Annotated in this window: 21 protein-coding genes; 11 read left to right on the forward strand and 10 right to left on the reverse strand. The window is 62.3% G+C overall.

The annotated features are described in order from the left end of the window. Positions 1-55: 55 nt before the first annotated feature. On the reverse strand, positions 56-1,240 hold the full coding sequence (gene desA, locus G7009_RS10775; RefSeq protein ID WP_181130045.1) for a delta-9 fatty acid desaturase DesA: 1,185 nt from the start codon (positions 1,238-1,240) through the stop codon (positions 56-58). Positions 1,241-1,391: 151 nt separating this feature from the next. Here desA and dibA point away from each other — a divergent pair, with 151 nt between their 5' ends. Further along, a complete protein-coding gene (dibA, locus tag G7009_RS10780) occupies positions 1,392-3,290 on the forward strand; it encodes a phosphodiesterase DibA (RefSeq protein WP_181130047.1) in 1,899 nt (632 codons plus the stop codon). Positions 3,291-3,305: 15 nt separating this feature from the next. Here the strand turns inward: dibA and tcyN are convergent, their stop codons facing one another. The 3 genes from tcyN to tcyJ are packed head-to-tail and all read right to left on the reverse strand — an operon-like array spanning position 3,306 to position 5,524. Next, positions 3,306-4,061, reverse strand: a complete 756-nt coding sequence (tcyN, locus tag G7009_RS10785; protein WP_181130049.1) for an L-cystine ABC transporter ATP-binding protein TcyN — start codon at positions 4,059-4,061, stop codon at positions 3,306-3,308. Positions 4,062-4,064: 3 nt separating this feature from the next. Beyond that, positions 4,065-4,733, reverse strand: coding sequence for a cystine ABC transporter permease (tcyL, locus tag G7009_RS10790; protein ID WP_181130050.1), 669 nt, complete (start codon positions 4,731-4,733; stop codon positions 4,065-4,067). Beyond that, entirely contained in the window at positions 4,730-5,524 is a 795-nt protein-coding gene (gene tcyJ, locus G7009_RS10795) for a cystine ABC transporter substrate-binding protein (RefSeq protein WP_181130052.1), read from the reverse strand. Before tcyJ ends, tcyL begins: the two co-directional genes overlap by 4 nt. Positions 5,525-5,845: 321 nt before the next feature. On the opposite strand from tcyJ, the gene epsC reads away from it, so the two are divergent. Both epsC and betT read left to right on the forward strand, forming a co-directional pair. Beyond that, on the forward strand, positions 5,846-6,781 hold the full coding sequence (epsC, locus tag G7009_RS10800; RefSeq protein ID WP_181130054.1) for a serine O-acetyltransferase EpsC: 936 nt from the start codon (positions 5,846-5,848) through the stop codon (positions 6,779-6,781). A 292-nt stretch (positions 6,782-7,073) separates the two neighbouring features. Further along, positions 7,074-9,074 carry a choline transporter BetT gene (betT, locus tag G7009_RS10805; protein WP_181130056.1) on the forward strand — a complete coding sequence of 667 codons (2,001 nt, stop codon included), beginning with the start codon at positions 7,074-7,076 and terminating at the stop codon, positions 9,072-9,074. Between the two features lie 57 nt (positions 9,075-9,131). On the opposite strand, the gene tauD is transcribed toward betT, so the two are convergent. From tauD to tauA, 4 genes are read right to left on the reverse strand one after another with little or no spacing between them, the layout of a single operon-like run. Next, positions 9,132-9,965, reverse strand: a complete 834-nt coding sequence (gene tauD / locus G7009_RS10810) for a taurine dioxygenase (RefSeq protein ID WP_181130058.1) — start codon at positions 9,963-9,965, stop codon at positions 9,132-9,134. Between the two features lie 46 nt (positions 9,966-10,011). Then, complete coding sequence (gene tauC, locus G7009_RS10815; protein WP_181130060.1) at positions 10,012-10,848, reverse strand: taurine ABC transporter permease TauC; 837 nt, start codon at positions 10,846-10,848, stop codon at positions 10,012-10,014. Continuing rightward, positions 10,845-11,639, reverse strand: a complete 795-nt coding sequence (gene tauB, locus G7009_RS10820; RefSeq protein ID WP_181130062.1) for a taurine ABC transporter ATP-binding subunit — start codon at positions 11,637-11,639, stop codon at positions 10,845-10,847. Before tauB ends, tauC begins: the two co-directional genes overlap by 4 nt. Before the next feature lie 12 nt (positions 11,640-11,651). After that, positions 11,652-12,623, reverse strand: coding sequence for a taurine ABC transporter substrate-binding protein (gene tauA, locus G7009_RS10825; protein ID WP_181130064.1), 972 nt, complete (start codon positions 12,621-12,623; stop codon positions 11,652-11,654). A 497-nt stretch (positions 12,624-13,120) separates the two neighbouring features. Here tauA and G7009_RS10830 point away from each other — a divergent pair, with 497 nt between their 5' ends. From G7009_RS10830 to G7009_RS10865, 8 genes are all read left to right on the forward strand, one after another. Then, complete coding sequence (locus G7009_RS10830; RefSeq protein ID WP_181130066.1) at positions 13,121-14,452, forward strand: OprD family porin; 1,332 nt, start codon at positions 13,121-13,123, stop codon at positions 14,450-14,452. A gap of 157 nt (positions 14,453-14,609) precedes the next feature. Beyond that, positions 14,610-15,248, forward strand: a complete 639-nt coding sequence (locus tag G7009_RS10835) for a peroxiredoxin (RefSeq protein WP_181130068.1) — start codon at positions 14,610-14,612, stop codon at positions 15,246-15,248. A 580-nt stretch (positions 15,249-15,828) separates the two neighbouring features. After that, entirely contained in the window at positions 15,829-16,422 is a 594-nt protein-coding gene (gene ssuE / locus G7009_RS10840; RefSeq protein ID WP_181130070.1) for an NADPH-dependent FMN reductase, read from the forward strand. Positions 16,423-16,515: 93 nt separating this feature from the next. Further along, a complete protein-coding gene (locus G7009_RS10845) occupies positions 16,516-17,481 on the forward strand; it encodes a sulfonate ABC transporter substrate-binding protein (RefSeq protein ID WP_181130071.1) in 966 nt (321 codons plus the stop codon). A 54-nt stretch (positions 17,482-17,535) separates the two neighbouring features. After that, positions 17,536-18,684, forward strand: a complete 1,149-nt coding sequence (gene ssuD, locus G7009_RS10850; RefSeq protein WP_181130073.1) for an FMNH2-dependent alkanesulfonate monooxygenase — start codon at positions 17,536-17,538, stop codon at positions 18,682-18,684. Positions 18,685-18,694: 10 nt separating this feature from the next. Next, entirely contained in the window at positions 18,695-19,492 is a 798-nt protein-coding gene (gene ssuC, locus G7009_RS10855; protein ID WP_181130074.1) for an aliphatic sulfonate ABC transporter permease SsuC, read from the forward strand. Beyond that, entirely contained in the window at positions 19,489-20,301 is an 813-nt protein-coding gene (gene ssuB / locus G7009_RS10860; protein WP_181130075.1) for an aliphatic sulfonates ABC transporter ATP-binding protein, read from the forward strand. The genes ssuC and ssuB overlap by 4 nt, the downstream gene beginning before the upstream one ends. Positions 20,302-20,329: 28 nt before the next feature. Beyond that, positions 20,330-20,545 (forward strand): TOBE domain-containing protein, encoded by a 216-nt coding sequence (locus tag G7009_RS10865; RefSeq protein ID WP_181130076.1) that lies wholly within the window; start codon positions 20,330-20,332, stop codon positions 20,543-20,545. Positions 20,546-20,682: 137 nt separating this feature from the next. Here G7009_RS10865 and G7009_RS10870 read toward each other — a convergent pair whose 3' ends face one another. Both G7009_RS10870 and gshA read right to left on the reverse strand, forming a co-directional pair. Continuing rightward, entirely contained in the window at positions 20,683-21,309 is a 627-nt protein-coding gene (locus G7009_RS10870; RefSeq protein ID WP_181130077.1) for a TetR/AcrR family transcriptional regulator, read from the reverse strand. Then, the gene (gshA, locus tag G7009_RS10875) at positions 21,309-22,901 is read right to left on the reverse strand and encodes a glutamate--cysteine ligase (protein ID WP_181130078.1); all 1,593 of its coding nucleotides are present in this window, start codon (positions 22,899-22,901) and stop codon (positions 21,309-21,311) included. Before gshA ends, G7009_RS10870 begins: the two co-directional genes overlap by 1 nt. Between the last annotated feature and the right edge of the window lie 122 nt (positions 22,902-23,023).

The raw sequence follows: 23,023 nt of genomic DNA on the forward strand, positions 1-23,023 counted from the left end.
GGAGTCGTGCGCAAAGGCGTAAGTTCCAGCCTGCGGGGCGCGCGGGCTGCAGGCCTCAGGCTGCGACAGGTCGTAGCGAGTAGGTCTTGAGCTGGGCGGCAAAGTCGCGAAGAGACTGTATGCCGCTGGCTTCGGCCTCGAGTACCCAGTCCTTCATGGCGGCCAGCATGTCGTGCCCATTGGCGCTGGTACGTGCCCAGATCTGCTGCAGGGCCAGACGCTTCTCATAGATGATCTTCAGCGACTGGCTGTGAGCGAGCATGGTCTCGATATGCGCATGATGACGCTCGTCGAGCAGGCTGGGTTCCCTGGAGAGCAAGCGCTTGGCACGGCGGAAGCGATGACGCATCGAGGCATCGACCCGCGCCAGTTCCTGCTTGACCAATGGCGCGATGACCAGCTTGCGGTACTGGGCCATGATCTGGAAGCGGTTGTTGAGGATGGCCATGGCGGTATCCATGTCCAGGCTGCCCTTGCCCTCGATCCGGTGGGCGATGGGTGCCACCCGGTTTACCTTGGCCAGGCGCAACAGGCAGAACAGGCGGATCCACGCCCACCCCATGTCGAACTCCCAGCGTCGGACCGACAACTTGGCCGAGTTGGGATAGGTGTGATGATTGTTGTGCAGCTCTTCGCCACCGATGATGATGCCCCATGGCACCAGGTTGGTGGCCGCGTCCCGGCATTCGAAGTTGCGGTAGCCGAGGGCATGGCCCAGGCCGTTGACCACCCCGGCCGCCCAGAAGGGAATCCACATCATCTGCACCGCCCAGATGGTGATGCCGATGGTGCCGAACAACAGCAGGTCGATCACCGCCATGAGCACGATGCCGGTGTGCTTGTAGCGCGAATAGAGATTGCGCTCGATCCAGTCGTCCGGACAGTTCTTGCCATAGATGCGCAGCGTCTCGGGATTGAGTGCCTCCTCGCGGTAGAGCTCCGCGCCCTTGCGCATCACGGTCGAGAGGCCCTTGATCACCGGACTGTGGGGATCGTCCACGGTTTCGCACTTGGCGTGGTGCTTGCGATGCACCGCTGTCCACTCACGGGTGTTCTGCGCCGTGGTCAGCCACAGCCAGAAGCGGAAGAAGTGCTTGAGCCCGGCATTCAGCTCGAGCGAGCGATGCGCGCTGTAGCGGTGAAGATAGACAGTGACGCTGATGATGGTCACATGCGTCATCAGCAGGGTGACAGCCAGCAATTGCCACGCCGACAGGTCGAGCAAGCCGTAGTACCACATAGGTGAAAAAGCCCTCGGTAACACAGGAGAACCAAGTCCCGCATTATCCTCTCACGGGGAAATAAAACCAGTGGCCCGCGCTGATAGGGAGTCACGGGATGTTTCAGCCTTTATACTGCGGACTCTTTTTTCATGGGCCTACCCACCCGACATGTCCGTTTCTGTTCGCGACGCCTTGCGCATGGCCGCGCTCTACCTGGTGCTCTCGCTTCTCTGGTTGTTGCTGTCCGAGCAAGTGCTGGGCACCTTTGTCGATGATCCACAGACCCTTGTCAGAGGTCGTCACGCCAGCGCCTGCCTGTGGGTCGTGGTCAGTGCCGGGCTGATCTTCGTTTCCCGCGCCCGCCTGCTCAATTTCATGGGCATCGGCGCCCAGTTGCGGCGCGAGGACCGTGAGCGGTTGCGCATGGCCGCGGCGGTGTTCGACAGCACGCTCGAAGGGGTACTGGTGACAGGACGCGATGGCGTCATCGTGCACGTCAATCGAGCCTTCATGCGTATCACCGGCTACCAGCACGACGAGGTATTGGGCCAGCGACCCAGCAAATTCAAGTCCGGTCGCCACGGTGCCGAGTTCTATCAGGGGATCTACAGCGCCCTGTCCAAGAAGGATGAGTGGAGCGGGGAAATCTGGAACCGCCGCAAGAGTGGCGAAATCTACCCGCAATGGCAGACCATCCGTGCCATTCGCGATGACGCAGGCATCGTCAGCCACTATGTGGCAGTGTTCAGCGACATTAGCGCCATCAAGCACTCCGAGCGCGAGCTGGCCTACCTGGCGCACCATGATCCGCTCACCGACCTGCCCAACCGCCTGCTGTTCAACGACCGCGTGGAGCAGGCCATCTCCCTGGCCAAGGGCAACAAGCGTGGCTGCGCTCTGCTGCTGCTCGACCTCGATCACTTCCAGAGCATCAACGATGGTCTGGGCCACACCATCGGCGACCAACTGCTCAAACTCGTCGGGGGGCGCCTGCGCGACATCCTTGGCAGTGCTGGGACCCTGGCACGCCTGGGCGGCGACGAGTTCGCGGTGTTGCTGGAAAACTGCCAGCAGGTCGGCCAGGCGGCAGTGCTGGCGCAACGCGTCATCGACCAGATGAAAGAGCCCTTCGCCTTCGACGAGCACCGACTGTTCATCAGTGCGAGCATCGGCATCAGCCTGTTTCCCGCCGATGCCCAGAGCGCCGAGCAATTGCTGCGCAATGCCGATTCGGCGCTGTTCAAGGCCAAGAACAATGGCGGCAGGGCCTGCTATGCGCTGTACACCGAGGAGTTGACCGCGCACGCCCAGCATCGGGTCGAGACGGCGGGCGAGTTGCGCCGTGCGCTGGAGCAGGAAGAGCTGCAAGTGTTCTTCCAACCCGTGCACGACCTGTCTACCCGCAGGATGGTAGGCGTCGAAGCCCTGGTGCGCTGGGAACATCCGCAACGTGGCCTGGTTTCGCCGGCGGAGTTCATCCCCATTGCCGAGCGCACCGGAATGATCGCCGAGATCGATGCCTGGGTGTTGCGTCAGGCCTGCGGGCAGATGATGCGCTGGCAGGCGCAGGGGCGTGCCCTGGAATTCGTCGCGGTGAATATTTCCAGTCGTCTGTTCGGCCATCGCGAATTGTACGAGCAGGTGGCCGCGGTGCTGCATGCCACTGGCATGGATCCGGCCCTGCTGGAACTGGAGGTCACCGAGAGCGCCATCATGGAAGAGCCGGAGGTGGCCCTGGAACAGCTGCACCGGTTGCGTGGACTCGGCCTGCGCCTGGCCATCGATGATTTCGGCACTGGTTATTCATCATTGCTGCGGCTCAAGCTTCTGCCTGTGCAGAAACTCAAGATCGACCAGGGCTTCGTTGCCGGGCTGCCGACCGACGAAGACGATATCGCCATCGTCCGGGTGATCATCGCCTTGGCCCACAGCATGAACATGCAGGTGCACGCCGAAGGTATCGAGCAGGCCGAACAGGCAAACTTGCTCCTGGAGCAGCATTGTCAGCTTGGCCAGGGGTACTGGTTCGGCCGGCCGGTCCCGTCCGAGCAATTGCGTTGGGATTGAGCCGCGCGGTCCGGCTCAGGGTTCGATCGTGCCGATGAACTTGCGCAGGAACTGCCGGGTCCGTTCCTCGCGAGGATGAGTGAGCAGCGCCTTGGCTTCACCCTGTTCGACGATCACGCCTTTGTCGAAGAACACCACCCGATTGGCCACGTCGCGGGCAAAGCTCATTTCATGGGTGACGATGATCAAGGTCCGTTTTTCTTCGGCCAGCTTGCGAATGGTCGCCAGCACCTCGCCGACCAGTTCCGGGTCGAGCGCGGACGTGGGCTCATCGAAAAGGATTACTCCAGGCTCCATCGCTAGGGCGCGGGCGATAGCCACGCGTTGCTGCTGACCGCCCGAGAGCTTGCGCGGATAGGCGTCCTCCTTTCCGGCCAGGCCAACCTTGGCCAATAGCGCCCGGCCCAAGGTCACGGCTTGATCGCGAGGCGTCTTCTTGACCACCACCGGCCCTTCGATGACATTCTCCAGCGCGGTGCGATGGGGAAACAGATTGAAGCTCTGGAACACGAACCCGGCCTGCTGACGCAGGCGGCGGATCGCGCCTTGCTGATTGTTGAGGGAGCGGTCGGCGTCGATGCTGATGTCGCCGATGCGGATGCGCCCGGCGTCCGGTGTTTCAAGCAGGTTCAGGCAGCGCAGGAAGGTGGTCTTGCCGGAACCGCTCGGGCCGATGATGGCGACCACTTCACCCGTTTCGACGCTCAGGTCGATGCCGTCGAGCACGGTCTGGCCGTTGAAGCGCTTGGTCAGGTGCTCGACTGCGATCATGCTTCACTGCTCCCGGTCATGGCGGTTGGCCCGCGCTTCCAGGCGATGCTGGAAGTGCGCGAGGATACTGGCCAGCACCCAATAGATGAGGGCGGCGGCCAGGTACATGGTGAACACTTCGAAGGTCCGCGCGGTGATCAACTGCGCCTGACGGAACAGCTCCGGCACCTGGATGGTGGCTGCCAGGGCGGTGTCCTTGACCAGCGAGATGAAACTGTTGCCCAGCGGTGGCAGGGCGGTACGCGCGGCCTGTGGCAGGATTGCCCGGCGCATGGCCTGGGCACGTGTCATGCCGATGCTGGCCGCGGCTTCCCATTGTCCTTTATCGATAGAGCCGATCGCCGATCTCAAGATCTCGCAGGCGTAGGCCGCCATGTTCAAGGAAAAGCCGATAAGGGCTGCCGGCAGCGGGTCCAGCTCGATGCCCACCTGGGGCAACCCGTAGTAGATGAGGAACAGCTGTACCAGCAGCGGCGTGCCACGAAAGAACGATACGTAGATTCGCGCCAGCCAGTTCACGGGCCACACGCGAGACAAGCGCATCAACGCCAGGCCAAACCCCAGCAACAGCCCGAAGAACATCCCGCCAATGCTCAGTATGACCGTGTAGTACGCGCCCTTGAGCAGAAAGGGCGCGGAATCGATGGCCAGCTGTACGCTTTCCTCGATCATTTAGTGACATCGGCGCCGAAGTATTTTTCCGACAGCTTGGCCAGAGAGCCATCGGCGCGCAGCTTCTCCAGAGCCTTGTTGATGGCCTCGAGCAGTTCCGGCTCGCCCTTGCGCAGGGTGACTCCCGATTCCAGGCGCGAGAACGCATCACCGGTCAGGGCGGTATCCTTGGCTTTCTTCGCGTATTCGAGCGCGGCCAGCCGGTCGATCAGGATGGCGTCGATCCGCCCCACACGCAGGTCCTGGAACTTGCTTGGGTCGTCTTCGTAGGTTCTGATATCAGCCTTCGGCACTTCCTGCTTGAGCCACTGTTCGTAGTTGGTGCCGAGTCCCACACCGACCTTCTTGTCGGCCAGGTCGGCCGCGCCGTCGATCTTCAGCGCATCCTTTTTCTTCGCCAGTACCAGGGCCTGTATACCGGACACCGTGTAGGGCTCCGAGAAGTCGTACTTTTTCTTGCGCTCTTCGGAGATAGTGACCTGGTTGACCACCACATCGAGGCGCTTGGATTCGAGGGCGGCAAGGATCCCATCCCATTTGGTCGGCTGCAGCTTTGACTTCACGCCCAGTTCCTTGGCCAGCATTTCGCTCAATTCCACCTCGAAGCCGGTGAGCTTGCCGTCCGCGTCCACGAAGCTGAACGGTGGGTAAGTACCTTCGAGGCCGACGTTGATCACGCCTTTATCCTTGATCGTTTGCAGTTGCGCGCCGGCGAACGCCTGGCCGAGCAATCCGGTACCTAGCAACAAGGCAAGGCTGACATTGAGCAATGGTCTGGCGAAGTTGGACATGGCAAGCCCCGCAGGTGTGATGAAGTCGTGGATGGCAACCGTGGGATGGGTTGCGCAGGCTTTGAAAAAATAAACCTCGTGGCCCATCGCCTGGTCTCATGCAGTCGCAGCCCAAGGCGTTTCCGATCGCTGTCGCCTGTGCCGATGAGCTTGCCCGATAGAGGTTAGGCCAAAAATGGAGCTTCGGTTGTCCGCCTTATGTCCAGACGCTAGCAACGTGGCACCAAAGGATGTTTTTGCCCTTGGACTCATTACCGTAAAGTGGTGCGCAAACGGCGGCGCCCAGCGCCCTACCAACTGACCGCCCAGCAGGAGAACACCGTGAGCGAACAACCCGCAACAGGGCATTGGCAATTGCACAGCATCGTCAGTGGCTTGCGCAGTGCCCGTGAACAATGGCGTACCCGCAATGGCCGTAGCAGCGGCGAGCAGGGCGGACGCGAACTGCCTTCGCGCGAAGCCGTGCGGCAGATCCTCGAACAGCTCTGTGGCGCGTTGTTCCCCATGCGACTCGGCCCGGTCGACCTGCGTGAGGAAAGCGAAGACTTTTACGTTGGCCATACCCTGGATGCCGCCCTGACCTCGTTGCTGGCCCAGGCACGCCTGGAACTGCGCTATGCCGCGCGCCAGGAAAAGATCGACGAGGCCGGTGTGGACGCGCGGGCCCTGCGCCTGATCCAGGACTTCGCCGCGGCCCTGCCAGGCCTGCGCGTAATGCTCGATACCGATGTCCTGGCCGCCTACCACGGCGATCCGGCGGCGCGCAGCGTCGACGAGGTCCTGCTGTGCTATCCCGGCATCCTGGCGATCATCCATCATCGCCTGGCGCATCATCTGTACAAGTCCGGTCTGCCCTTGCTGGCACGGATAAGCGCCGAGCTCGCTCATTCGGCCACCGGTATCGATATCCATCCGGGCGCGCAGATCGGTCCGAGCTTCTTCATCGACCATGGCACTGGCGTGGTGATCGGCGAGACTGCCGTGATCGGCGAGCGCGTGCGTATCTACCAGGCGGTAACCCTGGGTGCCAAGCGTTTCCCGGCGGACGAGTCGGGGCAGTTGCAGAAGGGCCATCCACGGCATCCGATCGTCGAGGACGACGTGGTGATCTATGCCGGCGCGACCATTCTTGGGCGCATCACCATCGGCAAGGGCTCGACCATCGGCGGCAACGTCTGGCTGACTCGCAGCGTGCCGCCGGAGAGCAACCTGACCCAGGCCAACCTGCAACTCGACTGTGGCAACCGAGGCGTCTGAGTAGGGGCTCTCGAGAGGGATTCGAACCTTGCGCGTGGCTCCCGCGAGCCACCTGTACGGCCCCTCGGCAAATAGGGATGACCGTGGCGCGGGAGGCTATCCGTGGGCCGCCGCCAGTACCGACGCAAAGGTACCGACGGGCGGCAACGGGTCGCATTGATAGCCGATCCATGTTTAACTTGAACGCTTGTTCAATATAAACGCTGGTCCGCTGCCGGTGTTCAACAGGAGGATAACCTTTGCTGAACCCGTTCAACTCGAACCCTTTCCCCCGCGGTGAGGTGCACGCTCGATGAGTGCATCCGCTACCTCTTCCACCAGTAACATCCGCATGAACCCCCCGGTGTTCTACTTCGCGGCAAGCTTCATCCTGATCTTCGGCCTTGCCGTCATCGCCAACCCGCAAGCGGCGGGCGAATGGCTGCTCATGGCCCAGAACTGGGCGGCCAACACGGTTGGCTGGTATTACATGCTGGCCATGACGCTGTATCTGGTCTTCGTGGTGGTCACCGCCTTGTCCGGCTACGGCAAGATCAAGCTCGGTGCCGACCACGACGAGCCCGAATTCAGCTATCTGTCCTGGGCCGGCATGCTGTTCGCCGCCGGTATCAGCATCACCCTGTTCTTCTTCTGCGTTTCCGAACCCCTGACCCACATGCTCCAGCCGCCCCAGGGCGAGGCAGGCACCGCGGAAGCGGGGCGTCAGGCCATGCAGTTGCTGTTCCTGCATTGGGGCCTGCACGGCTGGGGCGTATTCGCCTTCGTCGGCATGGCCCTGGCCTACTTCGCCTACCGTCACAACCTGCCGCTGGCCTTGCGCTCGGCGCTGTATCCGCTGATCGGCAAGCGCATCAACGGGCCGATCGGCTATGCCGTGGATGGCTTCGGCATCATCGCCACGGTATTCGGGCTGGGCGCGGACATGGGCTTCGGTGTGCTGCACCTGAACTCAGGCCTCGACTACCTGTTCGGCATCGACCACACCCAGTGGGTGCAGGTCGGCCTGATTGTCCTGATGATGGGCGCGGCCGTGGCGGTTGCCGTGGCCGGGGTCGAGAAGGGCGTGCGGGTGATGTCGGACATCAACCTGTTCCTGGCCTGCGCGCTGTTGCTTTTCGTGTTGTTCGCCGGGCCCACCCAGCACCTGCTCAACACACTCATCCAGAACATCGGTGACTACCTCGGTGCCTTGCCGCGCAAGAGCTTCGATGTCTATGCCTACAACGGGCAGAGCGACTGGCTGGGCGGCTGGACCGTGTTCTACTGGGCCTGGTGGATCGCCTGGGCGCCGTTCGTGGGCCTGTTCATCGCACGTATCTCGCGTGGCCGGACGATTCGCGAATTCGTCTTCGGCGTGCTGCTGATTCCCCTGGGGTTCACCCTGGCATGGATGTCGATCTTCGCCAACAGCGCCTTGACCCAGGTTCTCGACCACGGCATGACCGCGCTCGGGCAGTCGGCCTTGGACAACCCGTCGATGACGCTGTACCTGCTGCTGGAGACCTATCCTTGGAGCAAGGCGGTGATTGCCGTCACCGTGTTCATCAGCTTCGTGTTCTTCGTCACCTCGGCCGACTCCGGCACCGTGGTGCTGTCGACCCTTTCGGCTCGCGACGGCAATGCCGACGAAGACGGCCCGAACTGGCTGCGGGTGTTCTGGGGAGCGATGACCGCGCTGATCACCAGCTCCCTGTTGTTCGCCGGTAGCATCGACTCGCTGAAGTCGGCGGTGGTGCTGACCTCGCTGCCGTTCTCGGTGATCCTGCTGACGATGATGTGGGGCTTGCACAAGGCCTTCTACCTGGAGTCGCAACGGCGAATCGCGCAGATGCATTCGCTGGCGCCCTTCGCCAACTCGCGCCGTGGCCGCGGCGGCTGGCGCCAGCGCCTGAGCCAGGCCGTCCACTTCCCGTCCCGCGACGAGGTCTATCGCTTCATGGACGACGTCGTGCGTCCAGCGATCGCCGAAGTCATGGAAGTGTTCGAGCAGAAGGGCCTGAAGATCATTACCCAGGATGACCCGAGCCATGACAACGTCAGCCTCAAGGTCGGTCACGGCGAGGAGCAGCCCTTTACCTACCAGGTACAGATGCGCGGCTACTTCACGCCATCGTTCGCCCTGGGCGGCCTCGGTTCGCAGGATCTGCGCAATCGCCGCTACTACCGCGCCGAAGTGCACCTGAGCGAAGGCAGCCAGGACTATGACCTGGTGGGCTACAGCAAGGAGCAGATCATCAACGACATCCTCGACCAGTACGAACGGCACATGCAGTTCCTGCATCTGGTGAGGTAGCTGAGATATTGCTGTGCGCCTGAGGGCCTGAAGCAGGACCGCCTGGTGGCTTCTGCTTCAGAACGGCGCATCTCCCAGGATCGTCGCTCGGTGCATGACCCGTCGCTGCGGACGATAGTCGTCCACCGCGTAGTGCTGGGTCACGCGGTTGTCCCAGAACGCCACGTCGTGCGCCTGCCAGCGCCAGCGAATGCTGAATTCCGGGCGGGTCGCGTGGTTGAAGAGCAGCTTCAGCAGCGCCTCGCTTTCGTACTCGTTCAGCTCGTTGATGCGGGTAGTGAAACCTTCATTGACGAACAGCGACTTGCGCCCGCTGACCGGATGCGTGCGCACCACCGGGTGGGACAACGGCGGGTTGCTGCGTCGGGTGGCTTCCCAGCGCTCCAGGTCTTGCGCGGTCGTGCCGAAGCGTTCGAGCGGGAAGGACTTGGTGAAGTCGTGGGTCGCGGTCAGTCCATCGAGCATCGCCCGCAGCGGTGCCGACAGTGCCTCGAACGCCGCGATGCCGCTCGCCCACAAGGTATCGCCGCCATAAGTCGGCACCTGCCTGGCACTCAGCACGGCACCCAAGGCAGGCGTGGGCAGGAAGGTGACATCGGTGTGCCAGACCGCGTTGTCGCGCACATCGGTCACGGCGGTGTCGAGGACCAGCACCTGAGGCGTTTCAGGCACGTTCGGGTAGATTGGGTGAATGTGCAGATCGCCGAAATAAGCGGCGAACCTTGCCTGTTGCGCGGGTTCAAGGGGTTGGTCGCGGAAGAACAGCACCTGGTGTGCGAGCAATGCCTGTTCGATGGCATCGCGATCGTCCGGCGCCAGGTCACGACGCAGGTCCACGCCACTGATCTGGGCGCCGAGCGCCGGGCTGAGAGGGGTAATGGTCAGGCTCATGTCATTCTCTTCCAAGGCGCCGAGCTGTCGGCGTAGTCAATCGGGATCAATGGTTTTGCCCATGCCAGGGCACCAGCTTGCGCTGCAGGGCGCGCAGGCCCATTTCCAGGGCAAAGGCGATCAGCGCGATCAGCAGGATGCCCAGGACAACCACATCGGTGACCAGAAATTGCGCGGCCGACTGCACCATGAAGCCCAGCCCGCTGGTGGCGGCGATCAGTTCGGCGGCCACCAGGGTCGACCAGCCCACGCCGAGGCCGATCCGCACGCCGGTGAGGATGTCCGGCAGGGCGCTCGGCAGAATCACATGACGGATCAGCTGAGCCCGGCTCGCCCCCAAGGACTGAGCCGCGCGCAGCTTGGCCGAGTCGACGGTGCGCACGCCGGTAGCCGTTGCAATGGCGATGGGCGCGAAGATCGCCAGGTAGATCAGCAGCACCTTGGACAGCTCGCCGATACCGCACCAGATGACGATCAGCGGCAGATAGGCCAGTGGCGGGATCGGTCGGTAGAACTCGATCAGCGGATCGAGGATGCCGCGCGCCACGCGGTTGTAGCCGATGGCGATGCCGACCGGGATAGCGGTGAGGATCGCGGCACCCAAGGCCAGACCGATGCGCCCCAGGCTCGCGCCCAGGTGCTGCCAGAGGCTGGCATCCATGTAGCCCTGGGTCAGCAGCGTCCAGCCCTTGGCAAGGATGTCGCCAGGCGAAGGCAGGAACAGCGGCTCGATCCAACCCGCGGCTGTCACCAGCCACCAGGCCAGCAGCAGCGTGGCGAGGGTCAGGACACTGATCCAGCGGGTAGCGAGCGGTCGGCACGGACCCGTGGCGGATACCGGGACGTTGCCCTTATGGGTGACCGGCAGTTCAAGGCTGCTCATGCGGACTCCTGCCGGCGAGCGGCGTTGCGTTGCGAGAACACGCGAGCGAGCACGTGTTCGCGGGTTTCGATGAAGCCTGGATCGGATTTGATCGCACGGGCCGATTCGCCAGCGGCATAGCGCTGGCCGAAATCCAGTTGCAGGCGCTCGACGATCCGCCCTGGGTTCGGCGCCAGCAACACCAGTTCGCTCGCCAGGAAGACGGCTTCCTCGATGTCATGGGTGATAAGGAAGATCGGCTTGGCGGTACGCTGCCAGACCTTCAGCAGCAGCTCCTGCATCTGCTCGCGGGTAAAGGCATCGAGGGCACCGAACGGCTCGTCCATCAGCAGTACCCTTGGGTCGGCGGCCAGCGCTCGGGCCAGGCCCACGCGCTGTCGCTGCCCACCGGACAACTGCCAGATACGACGGTCGGCAAAGCCGGACAGGTCGACCAGCGCCAACATTTCGCGCGCCGTGCGTTCACGCTGGGCGCGAGGCATGCCGGCCAGCTCCAGGCCAAAGGCGACATTGCCCAGGACATCCTGCCAGGGCAGTAGCGCATCGTCCTGGAAGACCACGCCACGGTCGGCGCCGGGTCCAGTGACCGGCTGGCCGTCGAGCGTGATGCGACCGGTACTGGGCGCGACGAACCCGGCGATCAGGTTGAGCAGGGACGTCTTGCCGCTGCCGGATGGCCCCAGGGCCACGACGAGCTGGCGCGGTCCCAGGCTCAGGTTGATGTCGGCCAGTACCGGGGTGGCAACGCCGGGGTACTGTGCGCTGATGCGCTCCAGTTCGAGCAAGGCCATGGCAGGCTCCGATCAGTGTGGGATGTAGTGGGCGCTGACGTAGGGCGCGTAATCCGGCAGCACGGCGTCGACCTTGCCTTGCTGCTTGAGGAAGGTGGCCGTGTCGGCAAGCGCCTGGGTGGTGGGTGCCCCGAGAGCGCCGATCTGGTCGGCTGCCAGCGGGTAGGTATTGCCCTCCAGCAGTGCCGGGATGTCGCCAGGCTTGGCGCCCGACAGCTTGGCCAATTTGGCGATGTTGTCGGGGTTCGCTACCCAGGCCTGGGTGTCCTTGCGGTAGTCGGCATAGGCATCAAGCGTCACCTTGGCGAATGATTTGACGACGTCCGGGTGCTTGGCGGCGTAGTCCTTGCGCACGATCCAGGCATCGAAGGTCGGGGCGCCTTTCTTGGCCAACTCGCCGGAAGTGATCAATACCTTGCCGTTTTCCTTGGCCACGCCCAGCGCAGGGTCCCACACGTAGGTAGCGTCGATGTCGCCGCGTTTCCAGGCGGCGATGATCGCGGGTGGGGCGAGGTTGAGGATCTGCACCTTGCCTGGATCGATGTTCCACGCCTTGAGCGCGGCCAACAGGCTGTAGTGACCGGTCGAGACGAACGGCACCGCGATCTTCTTGCCGATCAGGTCTTGTGGCGACTGGATGCTGTCGCGGGCGATCAATGCCTCGCCGGCGCCGATCTGGGTGGCGATCAGAAAGGTTTCAACGGGCAGCTTGCGGGTCGCGGCAGCGGCCAGCGGGCTCGAGCCGAGATAGCCGATCTGCACGTCACCAGAGGCCACGGCAGTGATCACATCCGCTCCGTTATCGAATTTCCGCCAATCGATGCTGGCCTGGCTGGCCTTTTCATAAGCGCCGTCGGCCTGCGCAACCTTGGCGGGATCGAGGGTCGTCTGGTACGCGACAGTCAGGTCGGCTGCCTGGGCGAGCCAGCTGGCGCCACCAAGAGCCAGGGCGGCGAGCAAGCGTAATGGGGCGTGCGGGATCATGGGTGGAAGTCCTCGACAGGCATCGGGTGTGATGGATGTCGAAAATCCTAAATGATCTAAGAAATATTATATAAATAACTTTTTTGCATTAGCTTAGGGGTATTCGGAAGGCTCCTGGAAAGCCGTGCGTCCAATCCAGTGGCACATCCTGGATCCCTTGCTAGGCTCCTTTGCCACAGAGAATAGGCAAGCACTATTAATAATGGATTTTTAATAGCTAAAAAGAATTACTAGAAAGGTTTTTTACAACCTTTTGTTTCAAAGGCTTAATCTATATTCCCTAAAAATCTTACCGATTTCTAAAACAGTCATTTTGGATTTATAGGATTGTCATTATCCTGTAACTGAGAGGGCGTATTAGACCAAGGTAGTGAAATGGTTAGTAACGATTGACGTCATGACCACACTTTGGTGCTAAATCGCCCATCGACGAAAGAGCCGGGCATCAGACCCTGCCTTTAGCGAAAGACAAAAATTAGAACGTAGAGGAGCAAATCATGTACAAGTCCAGCCTGGCCGTGGCCGTGGCGGTAGGGATTCTCGCCCAACAAGCAGGTGCTGCCGGTTTCGTCGAGGACAGCAAGCTGTCCGTCAGCTCGCGGACCATGTATTTCGACAACGACAACCGCGATGGCGGCGCCGATAACCGTGAATCGGGTCAGGGCTTCAAGCTCGACTACCTGTCCGGTTACACCGAAGGAACCGTCGGCTTCGGCGTCGACGTTCAAGCCCTGTGGGGTATCCACCTCGATGGCGGTCGTGGCCATCACCCAGACAACAGCAGCTTCTTCCCGAGCGACAGCGACGGTTCCGCCGTGCATGACTGGTCGCGCATCGGTGGCAACGCCAAGGCGCGCTTCTCCAAGACCGAGGTTCACTACGGTAGCGCGCTGGCGCCAGCCCTGCCGATCCTGGTGTCCAACGATGGTCGACTGCTGCCGCAGACCTTCGAGGGTGGCACCATCACCTCGAAGGAAATCGACAATCTGACCCTCAACGCCGGTCAGCTGACCCACGCCATGGGTCGCGCTTCGAGCAACCGTACCGGCCTGTCGGTGAACGGTGCTACTGCCGACAGCAACAAGTTCCGCTACGGCGGTGCTGACTGGAAGGTCACCAAGGACCTGACGCTGCAGTACTACTACTCGAACCTGGAAGACTTCTACAAGCAGCACTTCCTGGGCTTGACCCATGTGTTCCCGATTGCCGAGGACCAGTCCTTCAAGACCGACCTGCGTTATTTCGATAGCAGCAGCGATGGCAAGAACGGCGGGCCAGGTGCGTACAACTTCAACAACAACGGCGGTTACGAAAAGAACGACGGCAAGGTCGACAACAAGACCTGGAGCGCCATGTTCACCTACACCCTGGGTGGCCACTCGTTGCTGCTGGGTCACCAGCAAGTGGGTGATGACGGTGGCTTCGTCTGGCTGAACCAAGGTGCCGTTCGCGATGGCAACGGTCGTTCCGAAGGCGCTGGTGGCTCGAGCTTCTACCTGTTCACCGATAGCATGATCAACCAGTTTGCCCGTGCTGGCGAGAACACCACCTTCGGTCAGTACGGCTACGACTTCGCACGACTGGGCGTTCCAGGGTTGAAGGCATCGGTTTCCTACCTGCGTGGCGACGACGTGCGGTATCAATCCGGTAACGGCACTTATCACGAGTGGGAGCGTGATGCACGCGTGGACTACGTCATCCAGGAAGGCCCGCTCAAGGGGCTGGGTGCAAGCCTGCGTCACGGTGTCTACCGTGGCGAGGGTACCGAGGCTTCGGCTGACCAGGATCAGACCCGTCTGATCTTCAACTACACTTACAGCTTCCTGTAAGGGTGGATTCAAGAGAGCCTCGCCTAGTGCGAGGCTTTTTTGTACCTGTCGATCGTTATTCTTATAAGTTATAAATAAATCAATATTTATTCTTTTTGTTTTATTTCGATTGCAGGCACATTGAATCCATCAAGCGGAACCTACAGGAGCCCCGACCATGAGCCTCAGACTCGGCGACATCGCCCCAGATTTCGAACAGGATTCCAGCGCGGGCACGATCCGCTTTCACGAATGGCTCGGGGATAGCTGGGGGGTGCTTTTTTCTCATCCTGCCGATTTCACACCGGTGTGCACTACCGAGCTAGGATTTACCGCCAAGCTCAAGGATGAATTCGCCAAACGCGGCGTGAAGGCCATCGCGCTGTCGGTCGACCCGGTCGATTCGCACCATCGCTGGATCGAAGACATCAACGAAACCCAGGCCACCGTGGTCAACTTCCCGATCATTGCCGATGCCGATCGCAAGGTCTCGGATCTGTATGACCTGATTCATCCCAACGCCAACGACACCCTGACCGTTCGCTCCTTGTTCGTTATCGATCCGAACAAGAAGATCCGTCTGACTATCACGTACCCAGCCAGTACCGGTCGTAACTTCAACGAAATTCTCCGGGTGATCGATTCGCTGCAGCTCACCGACAGCCACAAGGTGGCGACGCCGGCCAACTGGCAGCAGGGCGAGGATGTGGTCATCGTGCCTTCGCTCAAGGACGAGGACGAAATCAGGCAGCGTTTCCCTAAAGGTTATCGCGCGGTGAAACCTTACCTGCGCCTTACTCCGCAACCGGATCGCTGATCACACGTTGCTTGCTCTACACCCAGCAGGGATCTTTGGGCCGTTTCGACGGCCCTTTTTTATGGGCGATAAAGGCGACACGCCAACGGCCCCAGAAGCCTGCACAAATCCTGCCCCCGCTGCTCCTGAGGCCTGCACGACTCCCTGTAGAAGTCCGCTCCTTCCGTAAGGCTACGCTGTCGCGAAGAAACCAACGCGTGGAGGGGCAGCGCATATCTTGTGGGAGCGGGTTTACCCACGAAGCAGGCACTGCGGTTCATGGCACCGGCTTCGCCGGTGTTCGCGGGCAAGCCCGCTCCCACAGGGTATGCGTCGCCTTTGCGAGCTTTGGTTTCTTCGAGACACCGCAGCCCCGTGGCTGGGCGATCTTTTACAAAGTTGTGCAAGCCTATAGAGCGGTGGCGTGCCAGGCTTTGTGCTATCGCGTAACGACGATGGAGCGAAATGCCTGCATATCTCTATATAGAATAACCAAATGAAAAAATATGATTTATAGATATATCAAACATACTGTTAATGTCTGCTCTACCAAGCGAGACATGCACCTCGCAGCTCTGGAATGAACCTAAGGAAGCGCTTCATGCTGGTCTTGACACTTGGCGGTAGCCCCAGTCTTCGTTCTCGCTCCGGTGTGCTGCTCGACCGCTCGCGCCAGTGGTTACAGACGCAGGGCGTCGAAGTGGTGAGCTTCCAGGTACGGGACTTCCCGGCCGAAGACCTGCTTCACGCTCGCTTCGACAGCCCCAGGATCCAACACTTTCAGCAACTGGTGCAGCAAGCCGATGGCCTGGTCGTCGCCACGCCGGTGTACAAGGCCTCGTTCGCCGGTGCGTTGAAGACAATGCTGGACCTGTTGCCCGAACGTGCGCTGGAACACAAGGTGGTACTGCCGATCGCGACCGGTGGCAGCATCGCTCACATGTTGGCGGTCGACTATGCCCTCAAGCCGGTGCTGTCGGCGCTCAAGGCCCAGGAAACGCTGCAGGGGATCTTTGCTGACGACAGCCAGATCGCCTACGGCGAAGGCTCCAGGCCGGCGCAACTGGCCCAGGCATTGGAGCAACGCCTGCAAGACTCGCTCGAACTGTTTCACAGTGCCCTGGCGCGACGGCCCAACCCTGTCGCCCCAGGCATACTCAACGACCGCCTGCTCGCTGCTCGCTGGAGCATTTGAGCCGGTACCCAGACTTTACCGTTGTCCCCACCTTACTCGCCCGCCAACGGGCAAGCAGGTGCAACCTGAACCCCATTCGCACTGGAGAGCGCCATGCGCACAATCTTCCTGCGTCGCGGTCTGGTCGCCCTGTTTGCGGCGGCAGTGACCTTCGGCGCCATTACCCAAGCCCAGGCACAGAGTCTGCGTATCGGTTACCAGAAATACGGCACCCTGGTGCTGCTCAAGGCCAAGGGCTCGCTGGAGAAGCGCCTGGCGGATCAGGGCATCGACGTCCAATGGACGGAGTTCCCCGGCGGCCCACAGCTGCTCGAAGGGCTGAACGTCGGCTCCATCGATTTCGGTGTGACCGGCGAGACGCCGCCGGTGTTCGCCCAGGCCGCGGGCGCCGATCTGCTCTACGTCGCGTACGAACCGCCGGCGCCGCACAGCGAGGCGATCCTGGTGCCCAAGGATTCGCCCATCCAGTCGGTAAAGGCGCTCAAAGGCAAGAAAGTTGCCTTGAACAAAGGCTCCAACGTGCATTACCTGCTGGTTCGCGCGCTTGAGGACGCGGGCCTGAAATACAGCGACATCCAACCGGTCTACCTGCCGCCTTCCGATGCCCGCGCCGCGTTCGAACGCGGCAGCGTCGACGCCTGGGTGATCTGGGACCCGTACCAGGCAGCCGCCGAACAGCAGCTCCAGGCCCGCACCCTGCGCGATGGCAAGGATCTGGTCGACAACCATCAGTTCTACCTCGCCACCCGCAACTATGCGTCCCAGCACCCCGCGGTCATCGGCACCCTGATCGAAGAGGTGCGTACGGTAGGCGAATGGTCCCAAGGCAACCCGCAGCAAGTGACCGACCAGGTTGCACCGCTGCTTGGCCTGCCTGCCGACATCACGCTGACCTCGGTCAAGCGCCAGGGCTACGGCGCTGTCCCGCTGACCGCCGAGGTCATCGCCGCACAGCAGAAAATCGCCGATACCTTCCATGCCCTGAAGCTGATTCCCAAGCCTCTGAGCATCAAGGACGTGATCTGGACACCCCCGGCCAAGGTCGCGAGCGCGCCTTGACGCATTGCTTGCCGGGGCGTCGCTCCGGCATGAACCCTTCAGGAGACAACTCCAATGAGCCTTGAAATATTCTGGTTTCTACCCACCCATGGCGACGGCAAGTACCTGGGGACGACCGAGGGGGCCCGCGCGGTCGACCACGGCTACCTGCAGCAGATTGCCCAAGCGGCGGATCGCCTCGGTTTCGGCGGTGTACTGATCCCTACCGGACGCTCGTGCGAAGACTCCTGGCTGGTGGCCGCGTCGTTGATCCCGGTAACCCAGCGGCTGAAGTTCCTTGTCGCCCTGCGGCCCGGCATCATCTCGCCGACCGTGGCGGCCCGCCAGGCCGCGACCCTGGATCGGCTGTCCAATGGACGTGCGCTGTTCAACCTGGTGACCGGTGGAGACCCGGATGAATTGGCCGGCGATGGCCTGTTCCTCAGCCATGAGGAGCGTTACCAGGCATCGGTCGAATTCACCCGCATCTGGCGCCGTGTGCTGGAAGGCGAAGTCGTCGACTATGACGGCCAGCACATCACCGTCAAGGGCGCCAAGCTACTCTATCCGCCCATCCAGCAGCCGCGCCCACCATTGTATTTCGGCGGATCGTCGGAGGCCGCCCAGGACCTCGCCGCCGAGCAGGTCGAGCTGTACCTGACCTGGGGCGAACCGCCCGCGGCCGTCGCCGAAAAGATCGAGCAGGTGCGTGCCAAGGCGGCGGCGCAAGGGCGCAGCGTGCGCTTCGGTATCCGCCTGCACGTGATCGTGCGCGAGACCAATGCCGAGGCCTGGCAGGCCGCGGACAAACTGATCTCGCACCTGGATGACGACACCATCGCCCGTGCCCAGGCCTCGCTGGCGCGATTCGACTCGGTCGGCCAGCAACGCATGGCCGCCCTGCACGGCGGCAACCGTGACAAGCTGGAAGTCAGCCCCAATCTGTGGGCGGGTGTAGGCCTGGTGCGCGGCGGCGCCGGTACGGCACTGGTGGGCGATGGTCCGACCGTGGCCGCACGGGTCAAGGAATACGCCGACCTGGGTATCGATACGTTCATCTTTTCGGGTTATCCACATCTGGAAGAGTCCTACCGGGTGGCCGAACTGTTGTTCCCACACCTGGATGTACAGCGTCCCGAGCAGCCACAAGGCGCTGGCTACGTGAGTCCGTTCGGCGAGATGGTAGCCAATGACATCCTGCCTCGATCCGCGTCGCAGAGTTGAGGAACGGAGCATGAGTCGTTCCACGTCATTCCTCTGGTCACAACGCCTCGCGCCTTGGGCCTTGCCCATCCTGCTGCTGGCGATCTGGCAACTGTCGGTCAGCGCGGGCTGGCTGTCGACCCGCATCCTGCCCGCGCCCAGTGCCGTGGTCAGTGCGGGCGTCGAACTGGTGAGCAGCGGCGAGATCTGGACTCACCTGGCGATCAGCGGCTGGCGCGCGGCACTGGGCTTCATCATCGGTGGCAGCATCGGCCTGGCGCTGGGCTTCATCACGGGCCTGTCGAAGTGGGGCGAGCGCCTGCTCGACAGCTCGGTGCAGATGATCCGCAACGTACCGCACCTGGCCTTGATTCCGCTGGTCATCCTCTGGTTCGGCATCGACGAGTCGGCGAAGATCTTCCTGGTCGCGCTGGGCACCTTGTTCCCGATCTACCTCAATACCTATCACGGCATCCGGAATGTCGATCCGGCCCTGGTCGAGATGGCGCGCAGCTATGGGTTGTCCGGCTTTGCCCTGTTCCGCCAGGTGATTCTGCCAGGCGCACTGCCTTCGATCCTGGTGGGCGTGCGTTTCGCGCTCGGGTTCATGTGGTTGACCCTGATCGTCGCCGAGACCATTTCGGCCAACGCGGGGATCGGCTACCTGGCAATGAATGCCCGTGAATTCCTGCAGACCGACGTCGTGGTCCTGGCCATCGTCCTCTATGCGGTGCTCGGCAAGCTTGCCGACTTGGCCGCCCGTGGCCTGGAGCGGGTCTGGCTGCGCTGGCACCCCGCCTATCAGACCGCCAAGAAGGAGGGCGCATGACCTCATTGAAGGAGCAGCCGCCCCGCCTGCTGCGTGGCATCCCCCTGGGCGCGCACGACGTGCGCAAGACCTTCGGCCAGCGGGAAGTGCTGCAGGGCATCGACCTGCACATCCCGGCCGGCCAGTTCGTGGCCATCGTTGGCCGCAGCGGCTGCGGCAAGAGCACCTTGCTGCGCTTGCTGGCCGGTCTCGACCAGCCCAGTGCCGGGCGGTTGCAGGCCGGCACGGCGCCGCTGGCGGATGCGCGTGAAGAGACGCGCCTGATGTTTCAGGACGCACGCCTGCTGCCATGGAAGAAAGTCATCGACAACGTCGGGCTGGGCTTGTCGGGCAACTGGCGACAACGCGCCCTGGATGCGCTGGAAGCCGTTGGCCTGGCCGAGCGGGCCAACGAGTGGCCCGCGGCCCTGTCCGGCGGACAGAAGCAGCGTGTGGCATTGGCGCGAGCGCTGATCCACCAGCCGCGCCTGCTCTTGCTGGACGAGCCGCTGGGAGCCCTGGATGCGCTGACGCGTATCGAGATGCAGCAATTGATCGAGCGTCTCTGGCGCAAGCATGGATTTACCGTGTTGCTTGTCACCCATGACGTCAGCGAAGCCGTCGCCGTCGCGGACCGCGTGATCCTCATCGAGGACGGCAAGATCGGCCTGGACCTGGCCGTCGACCTGCCACGGCCTCGTGCTCGTGGCTCGCACCGCTTGGCCGCGCTGGAAAGCCAAGTCCTGGACCGCGTTCTTTCGACCCCGGGCTCTGCACCTGACCCCGAACCCGTAACCCCTTTGCCCACGCAATTGCGCTGGGCTCACTGAACCCCACGAAGCCAAAAGGAATACCGCCATGACTATCAAAGCGATCAACGTCCGCAACCAGTTCAAAGGTACCGTGAAGGAAATCCTCGAAGGTCCGGTCCTGTCCGAAATCGACGTGCAGACGGCCTCTGGCGTCGTCACCTCAGTGATCACCACCCGTTCGGTTCGAGAATTGGAACTGGTCGTCGGCAGTGAAGTGATTGCCTTCGTCAAATCCACCGAGGTGTCGATCGCCAAGCTTTGAATGTGGTGATGGCTTGCGAACCCCTCGGCCTCGATTCGACCGCCGCCGAGGGGCTTGCGAGACAATGCAGGACGCTCCCGGGCAGGCGCCAGGGGAGAGGGAAGTTGAAGCGGCTTTCGCGCGTACCGACAGCCTGTTCAGCGCTTGGGCAGGTACGGTGGCAGGTAGAGCCCGACATAGGCATCGAATACACGCATGCCTTCCTCGGCCATGCGGGGTGTGATTTGTCCGTGCAGTTGCACGGAGCGGGCATAGACCCGATCGCCCAGCTCCATGGCCAGGGTGAACACGTCCATGTCAGCGGGCAGCGCCGGCAGTTGGAAATGCTGCTCGAAGAGCTTGTGCATCAGGTCGCCCAATTCCATGTCGTGCTGGCGATCGGCCTGGGTCACTTCGCTCAGCCCATGCTGGGCCAGGATCAGTTGGCGAGCGGCGGCGTCCTCGTTGTAGATCATCAACATGCGCTGCTCGACCAGGCGGGACAGGTCGTGCCAGGTCGTCAGCGTGCTGGTGTCGATCGGCGCCTGCAGGCAGGCGCGAAAAGCGCCGTGCACGTCACTGGTCAGCGCCTCCAGCAGGGCCGGTACGCTGGCGAAGAAGTGATACACCGAGGACGGCGGAATCCGCGCGCGCTCGGCAACGCTGTAGATCGACAGGCCGGCCACCCCCTCGTCCGCCAGCAACGCGCGCGCGGCCGCGAGAATCGTATCGATCCTCGCCTGGCTGCTCGCGCGCGGCTTGCGTGCGTTGGCTGACCGGGTCATCAGTTGCTGAGCCCCAGGATGCTGGCTTGATAGGCACCTACGAAGAGGTCGAAATCACCGACTTCCTGCTGCTCCAGCTTGGCCTGATCTTCCAGCGACTGGCGCGCGAGTGTCTCGAAAGCCGCCTGGCGAGAAGCCTCCAGCGGCTGGCCACGCAAGCTCTTGGCATGCGCCTGGCTCTGACGCAGGGAAAAGCGCACGAAGCTTTCCTTGTGCTCGGTCATGCTTGCCAGGACCTGGGCCGAGGGCGTCAGCGACGGGTCCAGCACCTTGCTCTTCTGCAGCGCCATGCTGCCGGCATGCTCGTCGCCGCCATGTGCCTGGTCGAGCAACGCGGCCAGAGGCGCGATGCGCTCGAGCAGCTCTTCGGCCCAGGCCTTGAGGGTAATGGACTGGCCATCGCGCTGCAGCTCGAGCCCCGGGCGACGGCCTTCCTTGACCACCGACAGGAAGTTGCTGGTGCAGTGGCCGCACTCGCGGTTGTCCAGCTGCGGGCTTTCTTCCAGCGCGCAGAACAACAGGAAAGCGTCCAGGAAGCGTGCTTCCGGCAGGTCGATCCCGACCGGCAGGAACGGGTTGATATCCAGGCAGCGCACTTCGACGTACTGCACGCCTCGCGCCATCAGGGCCTGGATCGGACGCTCGCCGGTGTAGGTCACGCGCTTGGGACGAATGTTCGAGTAGTACTCGTTCTCGATCTGCAGGATGTTGGTGTTCAGCTGTACCCACTCGCCATCCTTGTGCGTGCCTACTTCGACATAGGGTGCATAAGGCGTGGCGACAGCCTTGCGCAGGCTGTCGGTATAACTGGCCAGATCGTTGTAGCAGGGCGTCAGGCCGGCCTGGGCGTTGCTCTGGTAGCCCAGGTCGCTCATGCGCAGGCTGGTGGCGTAAGGCAGGTACAGGGTCTGCGCGTCGAACTCGTCGAGTTGGTGCGGGCGGCCGCGCATGAACCCGGCATCCAGGGCGGGCGAGGCACCGAACAGGTACATCAGCAGCCAGCTGTAGCGACGGAAGTTGCGGATCAGACCGATGTAGGCCGCCGACTGATAGTCGCGATCGCTCTGCTCGCCGCCTTCGGCCTCACGCAGCAGTGGCCAGAGGGTCTCGGGTAACGAAAAGTTGTAATGGATGCCCGCGATGCATTGCATGGTCCGCCCGTAGCGCAGGGCCAGGCCCTTGCGGTACACGTGCTTGAGCTGACCGATGTTCGAGGTGCCGAACTCGGCGATCGGAATGTCCGCCTCGGCTGGCAGCGAACACGGCATCGACGGGCTCCACAGGTATTCGTTGCCGAGCTTGGCGTAGACGAAACGATGAATGTCCTCGAGGTTCTCCAGCACCTGGGCCGGATCCGTCAGGGCCGGGGTGATGAATTCGAGCAACGACTCCGAATAGTCCGTGGTGATCTGCTCGTTGGTCAAGGCAGAGCCCAAGGCTTCGGGGTGGGGAGTCTGGGCCAGGCGACCTTCTTCGGTCACGCGCAGGCATTCGCGCTCAATGCCGTGCAGGCACTGCTTGAGCAGAGAGGGGTTGGCGCCGAGCAGGCTCAGGCGGCGGTTGAGGAGTTCGCTCAAGATGGATTCCTTCACGCGTCGGTCGCCCCAATATGGGGGTAGAAATGACGGTCTACAAGGGTAGGGACAGAGGAACTGGCGTAGTCGCCTGGTTTACGCAAGCTTCGGCAGTGCCAGCGCACTGCCGAAAGTACCGC

The organism is Pseudomonas capeferrum (genome assembly GCF_013523055.1).
Classification (GTDB): domain Bacteria; phylum Pseudomonadota; class Gammaproteobacteria; order Pseudomonadales; family Pseudomonadaceae; genus Aquipseudomonas; species Aquipseudomonas capeferrum_A.